We start from the raw sequence: 19,998 nt of genomic DNA on the forward strand, positions 1-19,998 counted from the left end.
CACCGGGCCTCCGTTGGTGAGAGGCCGGAGACTCATAGGGGGGGTCTCTTCATCGTGCGCAAGCGCACCCTTTCGACTACGACCGCACTGGCGGTCATGTTCAGTTCCGCGGCGCTGGTCGCGGGTACGGCGAGCCAGGCGGCCGCCGACAGCAGCAAGGTCCTGCCGGTGTCGTCCGTGGGCGACATGGTGGTGGACGGCGTCCACCAGAAGATCTTCATCAGTGACCCGAACCTCGGGAAGATCGTCGCGACCGACTACTCCGGCACGGTCCTGGCCACGGCCGCGGGCCTGCCGGGCGTCACCGGCCTGGCGCTCTCCGGGGACGCGGGGAGCCTGTACGCCGCGGTTCCGGGCGCCGACGCCGTCGTCTCCCTGGAGACGCAGACGGTCACCGAGACCGCCCGGTACGTGACAGGCGAGGGCACCGACCCGCAGCACCTCGCGCTCGCGGGCGGAAAGATCTGGTTCGGCTACGGCAACGGCGACCACGGAGACATCGGTTCGCTCGACATCACCGGTGCCGAGCCCGTGGTGACTCTGGCGCTGGACGCCGAGACGAACTACTCGGGCGCCCCGAGGCTCGCCGTCTCGCCGGCGAACCCGAACAGCATCGCCGCCGCGTCGTCCTACTACCACCGGTTCAAGGTGGGCGTGTACGACGTGGCCGCGGGCACGGCGAGCCGCACCGCGCGGACCGCCGACAGCGTGAGCAATCGCAGCATGATCAACGATCTCGCGTACACCCCGGACGGCAACCGTCTCATCACGGCCGGCGCCGGAAACCAGCACTTCGTGTGGCAGACCTCGGACCTCGCCGAGGTCGGCAGCTACGCTAGCGAGTACCACGGTGCCGCCGTGGCCGTCGCACCTGACGGCACCGTCGCCGCGGGCTCCGACTCGGCGTACGGCCGGGACGTCTTCGTCTACCGGCCCGGCGAGGCCGCCTCCGTGCGGCAGTACGACTTCCCCGGCACGGGTACCTCCAGCGGCGGGGACAGCCTCGCCGACGGCGGTCTCGCCTGGGAGCCGGGCGGCACTCGGCTCTTCGCGGTCACCACCGCATACGGGGCGAGCCCCCGCCTGCACGTCCTGGACACGCCGACCATGTCCGCGCCGGCCATCACCGTCAACGTTCCCGCGACCGCACCCCTGCTCAAGCCGCTCACCGTCTCCGGCACGGTCACGGCGTCCCTGCCCCTCCCGGCCGGTACGCCGCTCACCGTCACGCGGTACGACGTGGAGGCCCCGCAGGGCAAGGCGCTCGGGACCAAGGCGCTCGGGGCGAACGGGGCGTTCTCGTTCACGGACACGCCCACCGCGGGCGGCGCCGTGGCCTACAAGGTCGAGTACGCCGGTGACGCCACACACAACAGCGCCGCCGCGAAGGCCCAGGTCCAGGTCTCGCGGAACAAGACCGCGCTGACCCTTGACCGCAACGGAACCACCGTCAACTTCAACACCCCTGTCTGGTACACGGCCACGCTCGGCCCGACGTACAAGAACCGCGAGGTGGAGATCTGGGCGGACCCGCTGGGTCCGGAGCCCAAGAGGCTGCTCCGGCGCGGCACGGTCAACTCCGAGGGCAAGCTGGCGGCCCAGCTGAAGATGACCCGTGACACCTGGGTGTCCGTCACCTTCGCCGGTGACGCGCGCAACGCCCCGGCCGAGGCCCGGTCCGGCGTGTACACGCGGGCCGGCGTGGCGAACACGATGAGCCGCCACTACCGGTGGACGCAGATCAGCGGCGTCTGGTACCGGACCTACCACCAGACGACCGACCCGCTGATCTCGGCGTGGCACAACTCGTACCCGAACCGCAGGACCCGGCTCGATCTCCAGGTCTGGTACGACGGCGCCTGGCGGAACGCCGGCTCGCAGTACTTCCAGCTGAGCTCCACCGGCATGGCGTACGTGACGCTGGACGGTGACGGGGCGGCCGGATACCGGTTCCGCGTCCGCGCGGCCTACATCGACGGCTACAGCTACGCCGGTGACAACGTGAACACCACGGTCTACGGCGCCTGGCAGTACTTCAACTTCACCCGCTGAGGACCCACCGGGTCGAGCCCCGTCCGCCCATCCGGCGGGCGGGGCTCCGCCGTTCGCGAGAGCATGCGGGCATGGACATCAGGCTCGCCTCGGGGACGGGGCGGTGGATCGTCTTCACCACCGTCCTCGGCTCCGGGATGGCGCTGCTCGACTCCACCGTCGTCAATGTCGCCCTGCCGCACATCGGCGAGGACCTCGGCGCCGACCTGGCCGACCTGCAGTGGACCGTCAACGCCTACATGGTCACGCTCGCGGGCCTGATCCTGCTCGGCGGGGCGCTCGGCGACCGCTATGGGCGGCGCAAGGTGTTCGTGGTCGGCGTGGTCTGGTTCGCCGTCGCGTCGCTGCTGTGCGGGCTCGCCCCGAACGCCGGGGTGCTGATCGCCGCCCGCGCCCTCCAGGGCGTCGGCGGGGCGCTGCTCACCCCCGGCTCGCTCGCGCTGATCCAGGCCAGTTTCCACGAGGACGACCGGGCCAGGGCCGTCGGCCTGTGGTCCGGCTTCGGCGGGGTCGGTGCGGCGATCGGGCCGTTCGTCGGCGGCTGGCTGGTGGACGGCCCCGGCTGGCGGTGGGTGTTCCTGCTGAACGTGCCGCTGGCGCTGGTCTGTGTGCCCGTGGCGCTGCGACACGTCCCGGAGTCCCGGGACCAGGCCGCGCACGGCCGGTTCGACGTGCTCGGCGCGGTGCTGGGTGCGGCGGCGCTCGCCCTGGTCACGTACGCGCTGATCGCGCAGATCTGGTGGCCGGGTGTCGTGGGCGTCCTGGTCGGCACCGGCTTCGTGCTCGTGGAGCGGCGGCGCGGCGAGGGCGCGATGATGCCGCCGTCGATCTTCCGCTCCCGGACGTTCACCGCGGTGAACCTGGTGACGCTGTGCGTGTACGCGGCGTTCAGCGGTTTCTTCTTCCTGGCCGCGCTCCAGCTCCAGGTGGTGTCCGGCTACTCGGCGCTGCAGGCCGGTACGGCGCTGCTGCCGACGACGGTGCTGATGCTGCTGCTCTCGGCGAAGTCGGGCGAGCTCGGCGAGAAGACCGGGCCGCGGCTGCCGCTGACGGTGGGGCCGCTGCTGTGCGCGGCGGGGATGCTGCTGATGCTGCGGGCCGGGGAGGACGCCTCGTACCTGACGGACGTGCTGCCGGCCCTGCTGGTGCTCGGGCTCGGCATGACGATGCTGGTGGCGCCGCTCACCGCGACCGTCCTCGCCTCCGTGGACGTGTCCCGCTCGGGCCTGGCCAGCGGCATCAACAACGCGGCGGCCCGGGCGGCGGGACTGATCGCGGTCGCGGCGCTGCCGCTGCTCGCGGGCATGGGCCCGGAGGCGTACCGCTCGGCGGCGGAGTTCGGCGAGACCTTCCGGCGCGCGATGCCGATCTGCGCGGGCGTCCTGGTGGCGGGCGCGATCCTGGCCTTCACGACCCTGCGCACCCCGGCCCACGCGGACTGCCACCCGGAGTGCAAGGTCCACTGCGGCGTGACCGCCCCGCCGCTCGACCCGGGCACGGACGCGGGAACGGATGTGGGTACGGACCGGGCCGCGGGTGCGGGCTGAGGCAGACTGGGGCCCATGGCCATCCACGAGAACCTGCTGGGGGGACCGTCCCCCACCCACCTGCCCGACGACCCGGAGCCCCGTGAGCTCCTGGCGAGCGGGGCCGCGCCCGCCGACGTCGCGGCGAAGTACCCGACCTCCTCGCTCGTGTGGGCGCAGCTCGCCGACGACGCGTACGAGGGCGGCCGCGTCATCGAGTCGTACGCCTACGCCCGCACCGGCTACCACCGCGGTCTGGACGCGCTGCGCCGCAACGGCTGGAAGGGCCACGGCCCGGTGCCGTGGGAGCACGAGCCGAACCGCGGCTTCCTGCGGGCCCTGCACGCCCTGGCCCGGGCGGCCGGCGAGATCGGCGAGAAGGAGGAGTCCGAGCGCTGCACCACCTTCCTGCGCGACTCCTCGCCGACGGCGGCCGACACCCTGAGCTGACCGCCCCGGCCGACCGCCCCGGCCGACCGCCCGGCCGGCCACCTCCGCCCCCGGCGGCCCTGTGCACCCATGCTGTAACAGCCGCCCCCGATCGTTCGAGCGTGTTCGAACACACGGTTACGATCGCCGGGAACGCACACCAGGCCGTCGGGGGAAGGCCGCTTTTGGGGGGAAGCCCGCTTTGGGGAAGCGCCGCGCCGCGCAGCAGAACCGTCGCCGCAGAAGGGGGAGACAGCGGAGGAGAGGCCGTCTCGCCCTGCCGGCCCTCGCCCTCGCGCTGGTCTCGCTGTGCGGCGGGGCCGCCCTCGCGCACTACCAGGGGCAGGACGAGCGCGTCGCCGCGTCGTCGGCGGCGGGGCCCGTGACCCCGCCGCCCACCACGGCCCCGGCCACCCCGACACCGACGCCGACGCCGAAACCCAAGGCCACGCCGAAGCCGACGCCGACGCCCACCCCGAAGAAGACCACCGTGCCGCAGTCCGGCGCGGGCACCTTCACCACCGCCCAGGCCACCGGCACGCCCGTCGGCGCCGGCGGCACCCTGCGCCGCTACCGCGTCCAGGTCGAGGACGGCGTGGACATCTCCGCCCGCGAGGCGGCCGCCGAGATCGAACGGATCCTCGCCCACCCGCGCGGCTGGGCCGCGCACGGCCGGGGCCGCTTCCAGCTGGTCAGCGCAGGTGAGAACGCCGATTTCGTGATCCGGATCGCCACCCCCGACACCGCCGACCGGCTGTGCGCCGCGAACGGCATGAACACCCACGGCGAGCTGAACTGCGAGACCTCCACCGGAGTCGTGGTCAACCTCAAGCGCTGGCTGCTCGGCTCCCCGACCTTCGCGGGCCCGCCCCACGAGTACCGGCACCTGATCATCAACCACGAGGTCGGGCACGAGATCGGGCTGCGCCGGCACATGGGCTGCCCGGGGCCGGGCAGGCTCGCGCCCGTCATGATGCAGCAGATCAAGGGACTGAACGGCTGCCGTTCGAACGCGTATCCGTATGACGAAGAAGGGATCTACATCGAGGGCCCGCTCGTGTCATGATGCGCTTGGGAGTGCGTGCGACGAAGCCCGCCTCCCGAGGGGACCGGGGCTCCCGTGCCGGCCGGGTCGATGGACCGCCGGACGAGAGGAGCGGACCGCTACCCGGTAGTTCGTATCGAGGAGACAGAAATGTCCACCTTCCCCGATGCCTCCGGAGCCGGTTCGGTCGCCGACGTCGTCGCCGACGCGCCGAACCTCGACTTCGCGGGCACCACGCCGTACGAGGACTACGTCCAGGCGGACGTCCTCACCCACCTCCAGCACCTCCGCTCGGACGACCCCGGCGAGATGGTCTTCCTGGTCACCACCCAGGTCATGGAGCTGTGGTTCACGGTGATCGTCCACGAGTGGGAGACCGCGAGCCACGCGCTGCGCCGGGACGACGTCCCCGTCGCCATGGACGCGCTCAAGCGCTCGGTGCGCGAGCTGGAGGCGCTCAACCACTCCTGGCGGCCGCTCGCCCACCTCACCCCCGCGCAGTTCAACTCCTACCGCGGCGCGCTCGGCGAGGGCTCCGGCTTCCAGTCGGCGATGTACCGGCGCATGGAGTTCCTGCTCGGCGAGAAGTCGGCGTCCATGCTGGTGCCGCACCGCGGCGCGCCCCGCGTCCACGCCGAGCTGGAGAAGGCCCTCCAGGAGCCCAGCCTGTACGACGAGGTCCTCGGGCTCCTCGCCCGGCGCGGCCTGCCCGTGCCGGCCTCGGTCCTCGGCCGCGACCTGGCGCAGCGCTACGAGCCCTCGCCCGAGGTCGAGGCGGTCTGGGCCGGGATCTACGCGGACGCCGACCAGAACGCCGAGCTCGTCCGCCTCGGCGAGGCGCTGAGTGACGTCGCCGAGCTGGTCTGGCGCTGGCGCAACGACCACCTGGTGGCCACCCGGCGCGCCATGGGCGCCAAGACCGGCACCGGCGGCTCGGCGGGCGTCGCCTGGCTGGAGAAGCGGGCGCAGAAGAACGTGTTCCCCGAGCTGTGGACGGCGCGCAGCCATGTCTGAGACCTACGACGAGAAGGCCGGCCGGCTCGACGCGGCCGACGAACTGGCCAAGCACCGCGAGAAGTTCTCCCTCGATGGGACGGTCTACCTCGACGGCAACTCGCTCGGCGCGCTGCCCGCGCACGTCCCCGCCGTCATGGCCGACGTGATCACCCGCCAGTGGGGCGAGCTGCGCATCCGCTCCTGGGACGAGTCCGGCTGGTGGACCGCGCCCGAGCGGCTCGGCGACCGCATCGCCCCGCTCGTCGGCGCCGCCGCCGGGCAGATCGTGGTCGGCGACTCGACCAGCGTGAACGTCTTCAAGGCGATCGTCGCGGGCACCCGTCTCGCGGGCGAGGGACGCGACGAGATCCTCGTCGACGCCACGACCTTTCCCACGGACGGGTACATCGCCGAGTCCGCGGCACGCCTCACCGGTCACCGGATCGTGCCGCTCGACCCGGCCGAGATCCCCGGCGCGGCCGGCGAGCGCACCGCGCTCGCCCTGGTCAACCACGTCGACTACCGCACCGGCCGGCTCCAGGACCTGCCCGGCGTGACCGCCGCCCTCCACGCGGCCGGCGCGCTCGCCGTCTGGGACCTGTGCCACAGCGCCGGTGCGCTGCCCGTCGGCCTCGACGAGCACGGTGTGGACCTGGCCGTCGGCTGCACGTACAAGTACCTCAACGGCGGCCCCGGTTCGCCCGCGTACCTGTACGTCGCCGAGCGCCACCAGGACCGCTTCGACTCGCCGCTGCCGGGCTGGAACTCGCACGCCGACCCGTTCGGCATGACCCCCGGCTACCGGGCCGCCGCCGGCGCGGTGCGCGGCCGGGTCGGCACGCCCGACATCCTGTCGATGCTGGCCCTGGAGGCCGCCCTCGACGTGTGGGACGGCGTCCGGATCGAGGACGTGCGCGCCAAGTCGCTCGCCCTGACGGACTTCTTCCTGGAGTGCGTCCGGGCGTACGCCCCCGAGGGCCGGGTCGAGTCCGTGACCCCCGGCGCGCACGCCGAGCGCGGAAGCCAGGTCGCACTGCGCTGCGCCGAGGCGCCCGCCGTCATGGCGGAGCTGATCCGCCGGGGCGTGGTCGGCGACCTGCGCCGCCCGGACATCCTGCGGTTCGGCTTCACCCCGCTGTACGTGGGCTTCGCGGACGCGGAGCGCGCGGCGCGGGTGCTCGCCGACGTGCTTCGGGACGTCCCGGCGGCCTGACCCGCCCAGGCCCGATCCTCCTCGTAACGAGTCCGATCATCGGCCGATCATCTGATCTGTGGGGGCCGCACTCCTGGTACGGTCCCCGCAGGTCAGGCCGACGGACCCGTCAATCGGCCCTGTACGAGGAGAGGTTGAAGCACCATGCCGGACGACCCTGCCGCACGCGACGCCGCCGAAGAGGCATCGGCCTTCTCGCACCCGGCCGTCGCCCCGGACGCCTCCGCCGCGTACGGTGCGCACCCCGACCAGGTCGTCGACTTCTACGCGCCGCGCGACGGCCGGGCGAGCGCGCCCCTGGTCGTCGCCCTGCACGGCGGCGCCTGGCGCGCGCCGTACGACCGGCAGCACCTGACCCCTTTCGTGGACTTCCTGGCCCGCCGCGGCTTCGCCGTCGCGAGCGTCGAGTACCGGCGCGGCAGCGACATCCCCCGCCAGGGCGGCACCGCCCCGGTCGCCGGCCGCTGGCCCGAGACCTTCGACGACGTCGCCGCCGCGCTCGACGCGCTCCCCGGCCTCGCCGCCGCGCACCTGCCGCAGGCCGACCCGCGCCGCACCGTGCTCACCGGCCACTCCGCGGGCGGCCACCTCGCCCTGTGGGCCGCCGCCCGGCACGTCCTGCCGGCCGGCTCGCCCTGGCGGCTGCCCGCCCCGCCCGCACTGCGCGGGGTCGTGGCGCTCGCCCCGATCGCCCACTTCACGCGCGCCGTCGAACTCGACGTGTGCGGCGGCGCGGTCACCGAACTGCTCGGCGGCGACGCCGACCTCGCCGCCCGCGCGGCGCTCTCCGACCCCGCCGTCCTGCTGCCGACCGGCATCGCCACCACCCTCGTCCAGGGCCGCACCGACATCGTCGTGCCGCCCGCCGTCGTCGAGGCCTACGCAGCCGCGGCGGCCGAGGCCGGCGAGACCGTCGGCTGCACGTTCCTGGAGGACGTCGGCCACTTCCCGCTGATCGACCCGGCGGCGGACGCCTGCGCCGTGGTCGCGGAGGAGATCGCCCAGCTGGCGTTCTAGGGCACGGTGGGCTCGGGTGGGGCGCGGGTAGTCCTCAAGGGGGACCCGCCGGGATCCGTACGCAGCCGGACGACCCCGGCGCGGGCCGCCCGTACGGTGGTCGGGTGACTTCGACCCGGACCACCGAACCGAGCCGCAGCCCCGAGCTCCGCCTGACCCTGAAGGCGCTCGGCGGTCTGCGCGCGGACCTCTTCACCGACGCCTTCGCCTACCGCCCGCTGGCGCGTATGGACCTGAGCCGCGGGCCGCTCCGCTTCCTCCCGGAGCGGATCCGCGACGAACTCGGCGTGCTCCCGCACCTCGTCGTCGGCGTCGCCGCGATGATCGTCTTCTTCCTCGGGATCGCCCAGGCCGACAGCCCCCTGAATCCGGCGGTGCTCGTCTACACCGCCGTTCCGGCCGCGACCGTGGTGCTCACCCTGATACGTCCGATGCTGGCCTTCTGGGCGTCGCTCGTCTCCACGCCCTTCATCGCCTTCCTCGGCCGATACGGCGGAGAGTGGCCGTGGGCCCCGAACTCGTTCGCCGCCCACCTCGTGGTCCTCGTCGTCGTCGCCCTGCGCACCAGGCCGCGCACCGCCGGCTGGATGTGGCTGGTCACCGCCGGCTACGCCCTCTTCGCCACGGTCCTCATCGGTGCGAACGGCGCCGGCGACGCCGTCGCGCTGCTGTTCACCGCCGGGGTCGGCCTCCTGCTCGTCACGACCTCCCAGGTCCGCCGCCAGGCCCGCCGCGAGGTCACCGCCCAGCAGAGCGTCACCGCCGTCGAGCGCTCCAAGCGGACCCTCCTGGAGGAGCGCACCACCATCGCCCGCGAGCTGCACGACGTCGTCGCCCACCACATGTCGGTGGTCGCGATCCAGGCCGAGGCCGCCCCGTACCGCGTCGAGAACCCGCCGCCGGAGCTGGAGCAGGCCTTCGTCACCATCCGCGAGAACGCGGTGGCCGCGCTCACCGAGCTGCGCCGCATCCTCGGGGTCGTACGCGCCGAGGACTACGAGGCGCCGGACGCGCCGCAGCCCACCCTCGCCGACCTCGACGCCCTGGTTGCCAACGTCCGCGAGGCCGGTCTCGACGTCGAGAAGGCGGTGACCGGCGCGGTCCGCGAACTGCCGCAGGGCGTCGAGCTCTCCGCGTACCGGATCGTCCAGGAGGCCCTGTCGAACGTGCTGCGGCACGCTCCCGGCGCCGCCGCCCGGGTCGAGATCGGCTACGTCCTCGGCGGCCTCGGCCTGCGCATCGCCAACGGCCCGGCGCGGGGGCTTGTGAATCCCGCCCGTCACCCGGCCACCGCCCCTCAGGGAGGGCTGCGCCCGCCCCATTCGATGGGCGCCGGGCACGGCATCACCGGCATGCGGGAGCGTGTCACGATGCTGGGCGGCGAGATGACCGCCGAGGCCACCGCCGACGGCGGCTACGAGGTCACCGTCTTCGTCCCCGTGAGCCGTGACCGAGAGGAGCCGCAGCCGTGATCCGGGTGCTGATCGTCGACGACCAGATGATGGTCCGCGAGGGCTTCTCGGTGCTGCTCGGCGCCATGCCCGACATCGAGGTGGTCGGCGAGGCGGTGAACGGCCGCGAGGCCGTAGCCCAGGTCGCCGCCCTGCGCCCCGACGTGGTCCTCATGGACATCCGCATGCCGGAGATGAACGGCATCGAGGCCACCCGCGAGATCGTCGCGGCCGACGCCGACGCGAAGGTCCTCGTGCTCACCACCTTCGACCTGGACGAGTACGTCTACCAGGCGCTGCGCGCCGGCGCCTCCGGCTTCCTCCTCAAGGACGCCTCGGCCCGGCAGCTCGCCGAGGGCGTCCGGGTGGTCGCGGCCGGCGAGGCGCTGCTCGCGCCGACCGTCACCCGGCGCCTGATCACCGAGTTCGCCAAGGCGGCGGCCGTCTCGCCGCGCCCGCCCGCCGTCGCGCGGATCGGCGAGCTGACCGAGCGCGAGACGGAGGTCCTCGTGCTGATCGCCCAGGGCCTGTCCAACGCCGAGATCGCCGACCACCTCGTCGTCGCCGAGTCCACCATCAAGACCCATGTGAGCCGCATCCTGGTGAAGCTGGGCCTGCGCGACCGGACGCAGGCGGCGGTCTTCGCGTACGAGGCGCGACTGGTGCAGGTCGGCGGGTAGCGTCCAGTCATGGATGCTGCCGATGCCGCTCACGCCGCTTTCGACCCCTGGTCCCCGGAGTTCGTCGCCGATCCCTACCCGGCCTACGCGCGGCTGCGCGCCTCCGGCCGCGCGCACTGGCACGGCCCGACCCACCAGTGGCTGATCCCGCACTACGAGGACGTGTCGGCGCTGCTGCGGGACCGCCGCCTGGGCCGTACGTACACCCACCGTTTCGCGCACGAGGAGTTCGGCCGGGAGGCGCCGGACGCGGCCCACGAGCCCTTCCACACGCTCAACGACCATGGGCTGCTCGACCTGGAGGGCGCCGACCACACCCGGATCCGGCGCCTGGTGTCGACGGCGTTCACGCCGAGGACGGTGGAGAACCTGGCGCCGACCGTACGGCGGCTGGCCCGCGAGCTGGTCGCCGGCCTGGTCGCGGACGGCGGCGGCGACCTCCTCGCCCGGGTCGCGGAACCCCTGCCCGTGGCGGTGATCGCCGAGATGCTCGGCATCCCGGCGGAGGACGAGGAACGGGCGAGGCTGCGGCCCTGGTCGGCGGACATCTGCGGGATGTTCGAGCTCAACCCCTCCGAGGAGACGGCCCGCCGGGCGGTGCGCGCCTCGATCGAGTTCTCCGACTACCTGCGCGAACTGCTCGCCCGCCGCCGCAAGAACCCGGGCGACGACCTGATCTCGGGCCTGCTCGGTGTCCCGGAGCTGACCGAGCAGGAGATGATCTCCACCTGTGTGCTGCTGCTGAACGCGGGCCACGAGGCGACCGTGAACACCACGGTCAACGGCTGGTGGACGCTGCTGAGCCGGGGCGTGCGGCCCGATCCCGAAAAGTTGTCCACAGCTGTGGAAGAACTGCTGCGCTACGACACTCCGCTGCAGATGTTCGAGCGCTGGGTCCTCGACGACATCGAGCTCGGCGGGGTCGTCATCCCGCGCGGCTCCGAGGTCGCCCTGCTCTTCGGCTCCGCCAACCGCGACCCCGCCCGCTTCGGCCCGACCGCCGACACGCTCGACCTGACCCGCGCCGACAACCCGCACATCACCTTCGGCGCCGGCATCCACTACTGCCTCGGCGCCCCGCTCGCCCGTCTCGAACTCACGGCCGTCTTCGCCGAGTTGCTGAAGCAGGCGCCGGGGCTGCGGCTCGCCGCCGAGCCGGAGTGGAAGCCGGGGTATGTGATCCGGGGCTTCAAGGAGCTGCTTGTGGAGGTGTGACCCAGGGGCTGAGGGGCCCCAGGGGCCTCATGGCGAAGGGCCCCCGTTCCCGGGGGCCCTTGGACGGTCGGACCGGAGGTCAGGACGCCATGAGGTCCCGCCGCCGCAGCCCCGCCAGGCCCGCGGCGACAAGCGCCACCGCGAGGGCGGTCAGGGCCAGGACCGGGGTCCAGGCCATGTCCTGGCCGGGCAGCTTCGGCAGGTGCCCGAAGGGGGAGAGGTTCAGGACCGACTGGGGCAGGTTCAGGGCCGGGCCGATCCAGCCGATGACCAGGCAGATCCCGGCCGCCGCCCACCCGGCCACCGCGGCCTTGGGGAAGGCGCCGTGGAACAGGACCGCGACCCCCGCGAGCGTCCAGATCGCGGGCAGCTGGACCAGGCAGGCGCCGAGGATCGGGCCGAGGTCCTTGCCGTAGGTGAGGGAGAGCCCGACGCCGCTGAGCAGCATGATCAGTGCGGCGCCCGCGAAGGCGATCACCAGGTGGCCGGCCGCCCAGCGGACCCGGCCGACGGCGTTGGCCAGGATCGGCTCCGCCCGCCCCGAGGTCTCCTCGCCGTTCAGCCGCAGCACCGACCCCACCGCGTACAGCGCCGCGATCATGCCGAACATCCCGATCATCGCGGCGAGGAACGCGCTCTCCAGCGCCGACTGCCCGCCCATCCGCTCGAAGATCTCGCGGGCCTGCTCGTTGTCGCCGACGATGTCCGCCGCACCGGAGGCCATGCCGCCGAAGGCGATCCCGGCGACGAGGAAGCCGATCGACCAGCCGAGCAGCCCGCCGCGCTGGAGCCGCCAGGCGAGGGCCCCGGCCGTCGCGAGCCGCCCCTCGGCCGGTCCCGGCCGGGTCGGCAGGAAGCTCATGCCGACATCGCGGCGGTTCGTCAACGCGTAGGCGATGCCCGCCTGTACGAGGACGGCGGCGCCGATCAGGAGGAGCACCCACCAGCGCTCGCCGTCGTACGGGCGCACGTGCTCGGCCCAGCCGATCGGGGACAGCCAGGTCAGGACCGAAGACCCGTCGGCCTTTCCGGAGTCACCGGCGGCCCGCAGCAGGAACGCGGTGCCGAGGACGCCCGCCGTGAGGCCCTTCGCGAGCCGTGCGCTCTCGGTGAGCTGGGCGACGATCGCGGCCATGGTGGCGAAGAGCATCCCGGTCCCGCCGACCGCGAGGCCGAGGGCGAGCGCCCCGCCCGCGCCCTGGCCGGCGAGTCCGGCCGTGATGATCAGGGCGACGAGGGTGTTGGCGAGCAGGGCGGCGAGCAGGGTGGCGGTCAGCGGCGCACGGCGGCCCACCACGGCGGAGGAGAGCATCTCCTGACGGCCCGTCTCCTCCTCCTCGCGGGTGTGCCGGACGACGATGATCAGGCTCATCACGGCGGCGAGGGTGGCGCTGAAGACGCCGAACCGCCAGGCCACGAGCCCGCCGACCGAGTCGTCGAAGACCGGTCCGTACAGGGCCCGCAGGGAGCTGTTGCCGCTCATCGCGCCGGCGACCTGGGCACGGGCGGCGGGGGTGTCGTACAGGGCCTGGATCGAGCCGACGCCACTGGCGACCATGCCGCCGACGACGACGGCCCAGATCGGCATCATGACCCGGTCGCGGCGCAGCGCGAGCCGGGTCAGGGACCCGGTCCCGGTCAGCGGGACGGTGAGCGTGCTCATCGCGCCGTCACCTCGTCGCTGTAGTGCCGGAGGAAGAGCTCCTCAAGGGTGGGCGGCGTGCTGGTCAGGGACCGGACGCCCGACTCGGTCAGGGACCGCAGCACCGCGTCGAGCTTGTCGGTGTCGACCTGGAGCCGGACCCGCCTGCCCTGGACGTCCAGGTCGTGGACGCCGGGCAGGTGGGAGAGGCCGTTGGGGGAGGCGGCGAGTTCGGCGGTGACGCTGGTACGGGTGAGGTGCCGCAGGTCCGCGAGCGAACCGCTCTCCACGGTCTGCCCCTGGCGGATGATGCTCACCCGGTCGCAGAGCTCCTCGACCTCGCTGAGGATGTGGCTGGAGAGCAGGATGGTCGCGCCGCGCCCGCGGGCCTCGTCGACGCAGCTCTGGAAGACCTCCTCCATCAGCGGGTCGAGGCCGCTGGTCGGCTCGTCGAGGATGTACAGGTCGGCGTCGGAGGCGAAGGCGGCGACCAGGGCGACCTTCTGCCGGTTGCCCTTGGAGTAGGTGCGGCCCTTCTTGGTGGGGTCGAGCTCGAAGCGCTCGATCAGCTCCGCCCGCCGGGCCTTGTCGAGGCCGCCGCGCAGCCGCCCGAAGAGGTCGATGACCTCGCCGCCGGAGAGGTTGCGCCACAGGGTGACGTCGCCGGGGACGTAGGCGATGCGCTTGTGCAGCTCGACGGCGTCGGACCAGGGGTCCCGGCCGAGCACCTGGGCGGCGCCGGAGTCGGCGCGCAGCAGCCCGAGGAGGACCCGGATGGTGGTGGACTTCCCGGCGCCGTTGGGGCCGAGGAAGCCGTGGACCTCGCCGGTCTCGACGGTGAGGTCGAGGCCGTCCAGTGCGTGGGTGCGCCCGAACGCCTTGTGGAGTCCGGCGACGGTGATTGCCTTCGTCATGGTTCAGAACGTACGCTACTTTCACAAACTTGTGAAGTTAAAGAAGCGTATGGAAAGTGGGTGAGATAGTGGACGGCATGACTGAGGGCAGGGCTGAGGACATGACGGCGGACACGGCGAGCACGGTGAACACGACGGACACGGTGAGCACGGCCGAGGACGACGTCACGGCCCGCTTCGTGGAGCGCTTCGCCGCCGAGATGACCGCGGCCGGCATGCAGCGCATGGCCTCCCGCGTCTTCGCGGCCCTGCTCGCCTCCGAGACCGCCTCCATGACCTCGGCGGAACTGGCCGAACGGCTTCAGATCAGCCCCGCCGCCGTCTCCGGCGCGGTGCGCTACCTCTCCCAGGTCGACATGGTCAGCCGCGAGCGCGACCCCGGCACCCGCCGCGACCTGTACGTGCTCCACAACGAGCTCTGGTACGAGACCTTCACCCGCCGCGACCAGGTCCTCAGCCGCTGGGAGAAGATCCTGCGCGAGGGCACCGACACCCTCGGCACGGACACGGCGGCGGGCCGCCGGCTCGCCGAGACCGCCGAGTTCTTCGCCTTCCTGCACGGCGAGATGGCCGGAATCATGGACCGCTGGCGCACCCGCAAGGACACGGAGAAGACGGAGAAGACGGAGAGGGCGGCGGGGGCGGCGGGGGCCTAAGGCGCCTCCCGCGGCACCGTCAGCGCCCACGCCCCCGCCCGGACCGTCCAGGTCCGGCGGCGGACCGGGCCGGAGACCGCCGTGTCGGCGCGGTAGCGGAAGTCGGGGCCCGCGACGGTCAGGGTGCGGGCGGCGGTGGTGGTGCGGGCCGGCCCGTCGCCCGGGGGGCGGAGGGTCAGGGCCAGAGCGCCCGCCAGGGTGCGGGCGGTGAGCCCGGCGAGCGGGGTGTCGAGGTCGCTGAGCAGCTCCCCGTCCGCCTCGACGCGCAGCCGGTGGACGGGCGCGGCGAGGACCGCCGGCGCGGGCCGCACCAGGGTGCGGACCAGGGAGCGGCAGGTGTTCCAGACGGTCGGCGGCGCTGGCGCGGGACCGCCTCCCGAGGCCGGCACGTCGAGGCGGTCGAGCACGACGCCGCCGCTGTCGTCGACGAGCAGGTCGAGCCGCCGTACCGTCCCGTCGAGCACCGTCCGCGCGGCGGCGACCGTCCCCGGCGGCACGCCGAGCGCGCGGGCCGTCGCCACCCGGTCGGCCGAGCCGATCGGCACCATCGCGAGGGCCGTCGTACCGCCCGCGCCGCCGCCCGCTCCGCCCGGGTCCCGCCCACCGTGCAGCAGGGTCACGGCGCGCAGCAGCGCGCGGTCGTCGCCGAGGACGACGGGGCGCCGGGAGCCGCGCCGGGCCAGGGCCCGGGAGAATTCCTCCGGACCCTCCGGCAGGCAGATCTTCGCTTCGGCGCCCGCCGACAGCACATCCTTCGCGATCCGTACGGACTCGCCGTCCATTCGGCGGGCGACCGGGTCGACGATGACCAGCAGCTGGTCGTGATCCGACACCTCGGTCCTTCCTCGGGTAGTCTCTTTGTGCAAGAGCCCCTTGCGCTATTGCGCCAGGGGCTTCGTCTATTCCGGGGCACACCGGTGAGGCGGCGTCGGCCCCCTGACCTTGGTCTTGCCCCGCCCGGAAGGGGTGTACGCCTGTGCCCGCACTTGTGCTGCTCGGTGCTCAGTGGGGTGACGAGGGCAAGGGAAAGGCCACCGACCTGCTCGGCGGGTCCGTTGACTACGTAGTGCGTTACCAGGGCGGCAACAACGCCGGCCACACGGTCGTCGTCGGCGACCAGAAGTACGCGCTGCACCTTCTCCCTTCCGGAATCCTCTCCCCGGGGTGCACCCCGGTCATCGGAAACGGCGTCGTCGTCGACCCGGCGGTCCTGCTCTCCGAGCTGAGCGGGCTGAACGAGCGCGGCGTCGACACCTCCAAGCTCCTGATCAGCGGTAACGCCCATCTGATCACCCCGTACAACGTCACCCTCGACAAGGTGACGGAACGGTTCCTCGGCAAGCGCAAGATCGGCACCACGGGCCGCGGCATCGGCCCGACCTACGCCGACAAGATCAACCGCGTCGGCATCCGGGTCCAGGACCTGTACGACGAGTCGATCCTCACCCAGAAGGTCGAGGCGGCGCTGGAGGGCAAGAACCAGCTGCTCGCCAAGCTCTACAACCGCCGGGCGATCGACGCCGCGCAGATCGTCGAGGAGATGCTCCAGTACGCGGAGCAGATCAAGCCCTTCGTCGCCGACACCACCCTGATCCTCAACAAGGCGCTCGACGACGACAAGGTCGTGCTCTTCGAGGGCGGCCAGGGCACCCTGCTCGACGTCGACCACGGCACGTACCCCTTCGTCACCTCCTCGAACCCGACCGCCGGCGGTGCCTGCACGGGCGCGGGCGTGGGCCCGACGAAGATCAGCCGGGTCATCGGCATCCTCAAGGCGTACACGACCCGCGTCGGCGCCGGCCCGTTCCCGACCGAGCTCTTCGACGAGGACGGCGAGGCGCTGCGCCGCATCGGCGGCGAGCGTGGCGTGACCACCGGCCGTGACCGCCGCTGCGGCTGGTTCGACGCGGTCATCGCCCGCTACGCGACCCGCGTGAACGGCCTGACCGACTTCTTCCTCACCAAGCTCGACGTGCTGACCGGCTGGGAGCAGATCCCGGTGTGTGTCGCGTACGAGATCGACGGCAAGCGCGTCGAGGAGCTGCCCTACTCGCAGACCGACTTCCACCACGCGAAGCCCGTCTACGAGATGCTGCCGGGCTGGTCGGAGGACATCACCAAGGCCAAGACCTTCGCCGACCTGCCGAAGAACGCGCAGGCGTACGTGAAGGCCCTGGAGGACATGTCCGGCGCCCCGATCTCCGCGATCGGCGTGGGCCCGGGCCGTGACGAGACGATCGAGATCAACTCGTTCCTGTAGTCACACCGAAGAGGCCCGCCCCCGTCGTGAAGGACGGGTGCGGGCCTCTTCGCATCTGCGGCCAGGCCCGCCGCCCGGGTACGGTCTTGTCATCAGCAAGCGGCTGCTGTGGGTGCACGGAGGTGCCTACCCGCTGGAGAACATCGTCCGCGTCTACACCTTCGTGCTCCGGCCCCGGCGCGGGGAGGCGTTCCTCCGCTTCCTGAAGCGGGGCGGGATCACGGTCGTGGTCCTCCTGCTGCTCATGATGCTCGCGGAACTGACGTCGCCGTCGTCGAGTTCATGGGGCTCGGGCTCGTACGGATCGAGTGACAGCGGTTTCGAGGGCGTCCTCAGCTTCGCCGTGTTCGCGGGCGTAGCCCTGCTGCTCTGGTTCTTCGCCGAGATGGCGGGCGTGGTCTTCGCCTCGTCCCACGACGCCCTCGCCATCGAGACGAACGGGCAGTCCACGGCCCTGGTGACCGGGAATCCCGAGTACCTGCAAGGGCTCGTCCGCTCGATCGCCGAGGCGATCGACAAGCCGGACGCGGAGTTCCACGCCTCGGTGGGAACGCTGGCGGTCAGCAACTACGGCAACTACTACTTCGGAGACGCCGTGAACATGTACGGCGGCAGCGGCAACACGGGGGTGGCGAAGTGATGGCCGGTGACCACTACCACGGCGACGTGGTGCACATGAACCAGACCACGAACAGCACCGGCATCGACAAGCGGACGCTCGTGACGGGCGGCGGGGACGGTGCCGCCGAACTGGAGCGGGCCGTCGCGGAGTTGCTGCCGCTGCTCCAGGAGCTGCGGGGACAACTGCGGCCGCTCGGGGCGCAGACCGTGGCCGCCGCGGAGGCGGCGATCGGCGACTCCGCCGATCCGGAGGCGCGGCGGAGCGCCCTGGAGCGGGTCGGCGGGATCCTCGAGGCCGCGGCGCCGATCGGCGCGTCGGCGCTCCTCCTCATCCAGCAGATCCTGCCGATGCTCGGCGGCTGAGCCACCCCCGGGAGCCCCGGGAGCCCCGGGGGTCCCTCAGGACCGGTGGTACTCGTTCGGCTCGCCGTCGAGCATCGGGTAGATGAGCAGCCGGTCCTTGCCGTTGAGCTTGTCGACGACCAGATAGCGCGACAGGCCCTCCTGGCATTCGCGGTCCCAGGCGGTGGTGTCCCGGGTGCTGGGGCCGAGGATCAGCTTGTCGCCGACGCCTCCGAGGACGGCCGTGGTGCCGCAGGACCAGTCCTCGGAGGTGTTCACGCCGTCGACGGTGCGGGGGTAGCCGTCGATGACGCTGATCACGGAGGCGCCGACCGGGCCCTGGGCGATCGTCACCTCGGAGGTGTAGCGGTCGTCGTCCGCGCCGTACATCTCCGGCGCGGGGATGCGCGACCAGTGGCCGAGGAAGCGGGCGGGGACGGCCGCCGGTCCGCTCGGGGCCTTGCGGAAGGTGGCCTTCACGGTGCCCGAGGTCCACTCCAGGACGTCGGGGGAGCGCAGGGTGAGGGTCTGCTGGGCGGCGGGGGTGCAGCGGTCGGCGGGCACGCTCGTGGTCACGGCGGACTCGCCGTAGACGACCTTGTCCTCGTCGGCCGAGACGAGCCGGGAGCGTCCCATGCACAGCCGGTTCTCGGTGACCTGGACGTAGACGGCGCTCTTGGAGCCCGCGGCGCCCTGCGTGATCTCGATCCGCGCGGTCTCCCGGGGGAACTCGGCCGACCCCTGGAGGACGCCCTCCCAGGCGCCGAGGAAGCCGGCCGGAACGATGCCGGCGGGGCGCGCGGAGACCGAGCCGGTGTCGCCGCGCGCCTTGTTCTTCTGCTCGTCGCCACCGGTGCCCGGATCGGGCCAGAACGTGTACGCGAGGCCGCCCGCCGCTGCCACCACAACGGTCGTGACGGCGGAGAGCAGCGCCGTACGGCCCCGGCGCCGGGGCGCGGCGGACGCGGAAGGCGTCGTGTCGCCGGTCCCGGAGGCGCCGGCGGGCGGCGCGGGAGCGTGCTCGGCGAGAGCCGCGCTCTCCGCCTCGAGGAGCTGCGCCGCGTGCCGTCCCAGGCGCGCCAGGACGTCCGCCGGGAGCCACGGGTCGGCGACCGGAAGCGTCTCGACGATCTCGGTCGCCGTGGGCCGGCCCGCCGGGTCCTTGGCGAGGCAGGCCCGGATCAGCCCGGCGAGCTCGGGCGCGAGGCCGGTCAGGTCGGGCTCGTCGTGGGCGATGCGGAACATGGTGGCGTGCACACCGCTGTCGGACCCGCCGAACGGCGAACGCCCGGTCGCCGCGTACGCGAGCACCGACCCCAGGCAGAAGACGTCCGAGGCCGCGCTGAGCCGCTCGCCGCGCACCTGCTCCGGCGACATGAAGCCGGGGGATCCGACGACCGCGCCGGTCGTGGTCAGCCCGCCGTCGGTGACGGTGTCGAGGGCGCGGGCGATGCCGAAGTCGATGATCTGCGGGCCGTCGACGGTGAGCAGCACGTTCGACGGCTTGAGATCGCGGTGGACCAGGCCCGCGGTGTGGATGTGGGTGAGGGCGCGGGCCAGTCCGGCGGCGAGGGTGCGCACGCTGTCGGGCGGCAGCGGCCCGTACTCGTCGCCGACGACCGTCCGCAGCGAAGGCCCGGGCACGTATCCGACGGCCACCCACGGCACCTCGGCCCCGGTATCGGAGCCGAGCACGGGCGCCGTGCCGGCGCCGCCGACCCGCTCCAGCGCGGAGACCTCCCGGGCGAAGCGGCGCCGGAACTCGTCCTGGGCCGCCAGTTCCGGGTGCACGACCTTCACGGCGACGGCACGGCCGCCGGCCGACCGGGCCAGATACACCCGGCCCATGCCGCCCACGCCGAGCCGGCCGAGCAGCCGGAACGGGCCTATGACGGCCGGGTCTTCCGCGTTCAAGGGATCCACGTCGAAAGAGGATGCC

18 protein-coding genes are annotated in these 19,998 nt (G+C 72.9%); 14 read left to right on the forward strand and 4 right to left on the reverse strand.

Annotated elements, in window-relative coordinates; genetic code table 11:
- Positions 1–96: 96 nt before the first annotated feature.
- The 10 genes from AB0M18_RS17575 to AB0M18_RS17620 all read left to right on the forward strand — a co-directional run bounded on the left by AB0M18_RS17575 (position 97) and on the right by AB0M18_RS17620 (position 11,624).
- The gene (locus AB0M18_RS17575; protein WP_365758810.1) at positions 97–2,052 is read left to right on the forward strand and encodes an Ig-like domain repeat protein; all 1,956 of its coding nucleotides are present in this window, start codon (positions 97–99) and stop codon (positions 2,050–2,052) included.
- Positions 2,053–2,123: 71 nt separating this feature from the next.
- Entirely contained in the window at positions 2,124–3,599 is a 1,476-nt protein-coding gene (locus AB0M18_RS17580) for an MFS transporter (RefSeq protein ID WP_365758812.1), read from the forward strand.
- A gap of 15 nt (positions 3,600–3,614) precedes the next feature.
- Entirely contained in the window at positions 3,615–4,028 is a 414-nt protein-coding gene (locus AB0M18_RS17585) for a DUF3151 domain-containing protein (protein ID WP_365758814.1), read from the forward strand.
- A 181-nt stretch (positions 4,029–4,209) separates the two neighbouring features.
- On the forward strand, positions 4,210–5,073 hold the full coding sequence (locus AB0M18_RS17590) for a DUF3152 domain-containing protein (RefSeq protein ID WP_365758816.1): 864 nt from the start codon (positions 4,210–4,212) through the stop codon (positions 5,071–5,073).
- 129 nt (positions 5,074–5,202) lie between these two features.
- The gene (locus tag AB0M18_RS17595; protein ID WP_365758818.1) at positions 5,203–6,066 is read left to right on the forward strand and encodes a tryptophan 2,3-dioxygenase family protein; all 864 of its coding nucleotides are present in this window, start codon (positions 5,203–5,205) and stop codon (positions 6,064–6,066) included.
- Positions 6,059–7,261 carry a kynureninase gene (kynU, locus tag AB0M18_RS17600; RefSeq protein WP_365758820.1) on the forward strand — a complete coding sequence of 401 codons (1,203 nt, stop codon included), beginning with the start codon at positions 6,059–6,061 and terminating at the stop codon, positions 7,259–7,261. Before AB0M18_RS17595 ends, kynU begins: the two co-directional genes overlap by 8 nt.
- Before the next feature lie 144 nt (positions 7,262–7,405).
- The gene (locus tag AB0M18_RS17605; protein WP_365758822.1) at positions 7,406–8,278 is read left to right on the forward strand and encodes an alpha/beta hydrolase; all 873 of its coding nucleotides are present in this window, start codon (positions 7,406–7,408) and stop codon (positions 8,276–8,278) included.
- 104 nt (positions 8,279–8,382) lie between these two features.
- Positions 8,383–9,750: a histidine kinase gene (locus AB0M18_RS17610; RefSeq protein WP_365758824.1), complete on the forward strand. Its 1,368-nt coding sequence runs from the start codon at positions 8,383–8,385 to the stop codon at positions 9,748–9,750.
- Positions 9,747–10,409 carry a response regulator transcription factor gene (locus AB0M18_RS17615; RefSeq protein ID WP_365758826.1) on the forward strand — a complete coding sequence of 221 codons (663 nt, stop codon included), beginning with the start codon at positions 9,747–9,749 and terminating at the stop codon, positions 10,407–10,409. Before AB0M18_RS17610 ends, AB0M18_RS17615 begins: the two co-directional genes overlap by 4 nt.
- A 9-nt stretch (positions 10,410–10,418) precedes the next feature.
- Positions 10,419–11,624, forward strand: coding sequence for a cytochrome P450 (locus tag AB0M18_RS17620; protein WP_365758828.1), 1,206 nt, complete (start codon positions 10,419–10,421; stop codon positions 11,622–11,624).
- Between the two features lie 79 nt (positions 11,625–11,703).
- On the opposite strand, the gene AB0M18_RS17625 is transcribed toward AB0M18_RS17620, so the two are convergent.
- Both AB0M18_RS17625 and AB0M18_RS17630 read right to left on the reverse strand, forming a co-directional pair.
- Positions 11,704–13,287, reverse strand: a complete 1,584-nt coding sequence (locus AB0M18_RS17625; protein WP_365758830.1) for an ABC transporter permease — start codon at positions 13,285–13,287, stop codon at positions 11,704–11,706.
- On the reverse strand, positions 13,284–14,180 hold the full coding sequence (locus AB0M18_RS17630) for an ABC transporter ATP-binding protein (protein WP_365758832.1): 897 nt from the start codon (positions 14,178–14,180) through the stop codon (positions 13,284–13,286). The genes AB0M18_RS17625 and AB0M18_RS17630 overlap by 4 nt, the downstream gene beginning before the upstream one ends.
- Positions 14,181–14,380: 200 nt before the next feature.
- Between AB0M18_RS17630 and AB0M18_RS17635 the strand changes: the two genes are divergently transcribed.
- Positions 14,381–14,836, forward strand: coding sequence for a MarR family transcriptional regulator (locus AB0M18_RS17635; protein WP_365759251.1), 456 nt, complete (start codon positions 14,381–14,383; stop codon positions 14,834–14,836).
- Here the strand turns inward: AB0M18_RS17635 and AB0M18_RS17640 are convergent.
- Complete coding sequence (locus tag AB0M18_RS17640; protein WP_365759253.1) at positions 14,833–15,618, reverse strand: diacylglycerol kinase; 786 nt, start codon at positions 15,616–15,618, stop codon at positions 14,833–14,835. The genes AB0M18_RS17635 and AB0M18_RS17640 overlap by 4 nt on opposite strands.
- A 194-nt stretch (positions 15,619–15,812) precedes the next feature.
- Here AB0M18_RS17640 and AB0M18_RS17645 point away from each other — a divergent pair, with 194 nt between their 5' ends.
- The 3 genes from AB0M18_RS17645 to AB0M18_RS17655 are packed head-to-tail and all read left to right on the forward strand — an operon-like array spanning position 15,813 to position 18,080.
- Entirely contained in the window at positions 15,813–17,096 is a 1,284-nt protein-coding gene (locus AB0M18_RS17645) for an adenylosuccinate synthase (RefSeq protein ID WP_365758834.1), read from the forward strand.
- A 37-nt stretch (positions 17,097–17,133) separates the two neighbouring features.
- Complete coding sequence (locus tag AB0M18_RS17650) at positions 17,134–17,736, forward strand: DUF6232 family protein (RefSeq protein ID WP_365758836.1); 603 nt, start codon at positions 17,134–17,136, stop codon at positions 17,734–17,736.
- On the forward strand, positions 17,736–18,080 hold the full coding sequence (locus tag AB0M18_RS17655) for a hypothetical protein (RefSeq protein ID WP_365758838.1): 345 nt from the start codon (positions 17,736–17,738) through the stop codon (positions 18,078–18,080). The genes AB0M18_RS17650 and AB0M18_RS17655 overlap by 1 nt, the downstream gene beginning before the upstream one ends.
- A gap of 36 nt (positions 18,081–18,116) precedes the next feature.
- On the opposite strand, the gene AB0M18_RS17660 is transcribed toward AB0M18_RS17655, so the two are convergent.
- The gene (locus AB0M18_RS17660; protein ID WP_365758840.1) at positions 18,117–19,982 is read right to left on the reverse strand and encodes a serine/threonine-protein kinase; all 1,866 of its coding nucleotides are present in this window, start codon (positions 19,980–19,982) and stop codon (positions 18,117–18,119) included.
- Positions 19,983–19,998 lie beyond the last annotated feature (16 nt).

This window comes from Streptomyces sp. NPDC051909 (genome assembly GCF_040681095.1).
In the GTDB taxonomy this organism is placed as follows: domain Bacteria; phylum Actinomycetota; class Actinomycetes; order Streptomycetales; family Streptomycetaceae; genus Streptomyces.

Coding starts and splice junctions, on each gene's coding strand:
- AB0M18_RS17575 (WP_365758810.1), top strand. CDS start 97: ATGTTCAGTTCCGCGGCGCTGGTCGCGGGTACGGCGAGCCAGGCGGCC.
- AB0M18_RS17580 (WP_365758812.1), top strand. CDS start 2,124: ATGGACATCAGGCTCGCCTCGGGGACGGGGCGGTGGATCGTCTTCACC.
- AB0M18_RS17585 (WP_365758814.1), top strand. CDS start 3,615: ATGGCCATCCACGAGAACCTGCTGGGGGGACCGTCCCCCACCCACCTG.
- AB0M18_RS17595 (WP_365758818.1), top strand. CDS start 5,203: ATGTCCACCTTCCCCGATGCCTCCGGAGCCGGTTCGGTCGCCGACGTC.
- kynU (WP_365758820.1), top strand. CDS start 6,059: ATGTCTGAGACCTACGACGAGAAGGCCGGCCGGCTCGACGCGGCCGAC.
- AB0M18_RS17605 (WP_365758822.1), top strand. CDS start 7,406: ATGCCGGACGACCCTGCCGCACGCGACGCCGCCGAAGAGGCATCGGCC.
- AB0M18_RS17620 (WP_365758828.1), top strand. CDS start 10,419: ATGGATGCTGCCGATGCCGCTCACGCCGCTTTCGACCCCTGGTCCCCG.
- AB0M18_RS17625 (WP_365758830.1), bottom strand. CDS start 13,287: ATGAGCACGCTCACCGTCCCGCTGACCGGGACCGGGTCCCTGACCCGG.
- AB0M18_RS17630 (WP_365758832.1), bottom strand. CDS start 14,180: ATGACGAAGGCAATCACCGTCGCCGGACTCCACAAGGCGTTCGGGCGC.
- AB0M18_RS17635 (WP_365759251.1), top strand. CDS start 14,381: ATGACCGCGGCCGGCATGCAGCGCATGGCCTCCCGCGTCTTCGCGGCC.
- AB0M18_RS17640 (WP_365759253.1), bottom strand. CDS start 15,618: ATGGACGGCGAGTCCGTACGGATCGCGAAGGATGTGCTGTCGGCGGGC.
- AB0M18_RS17655 (WP_365758838.1), top strand. CDS start 17,736: ATGGCCGGTGACCACTACCACGGCGACGTGGTGCACATGAACCAGACC.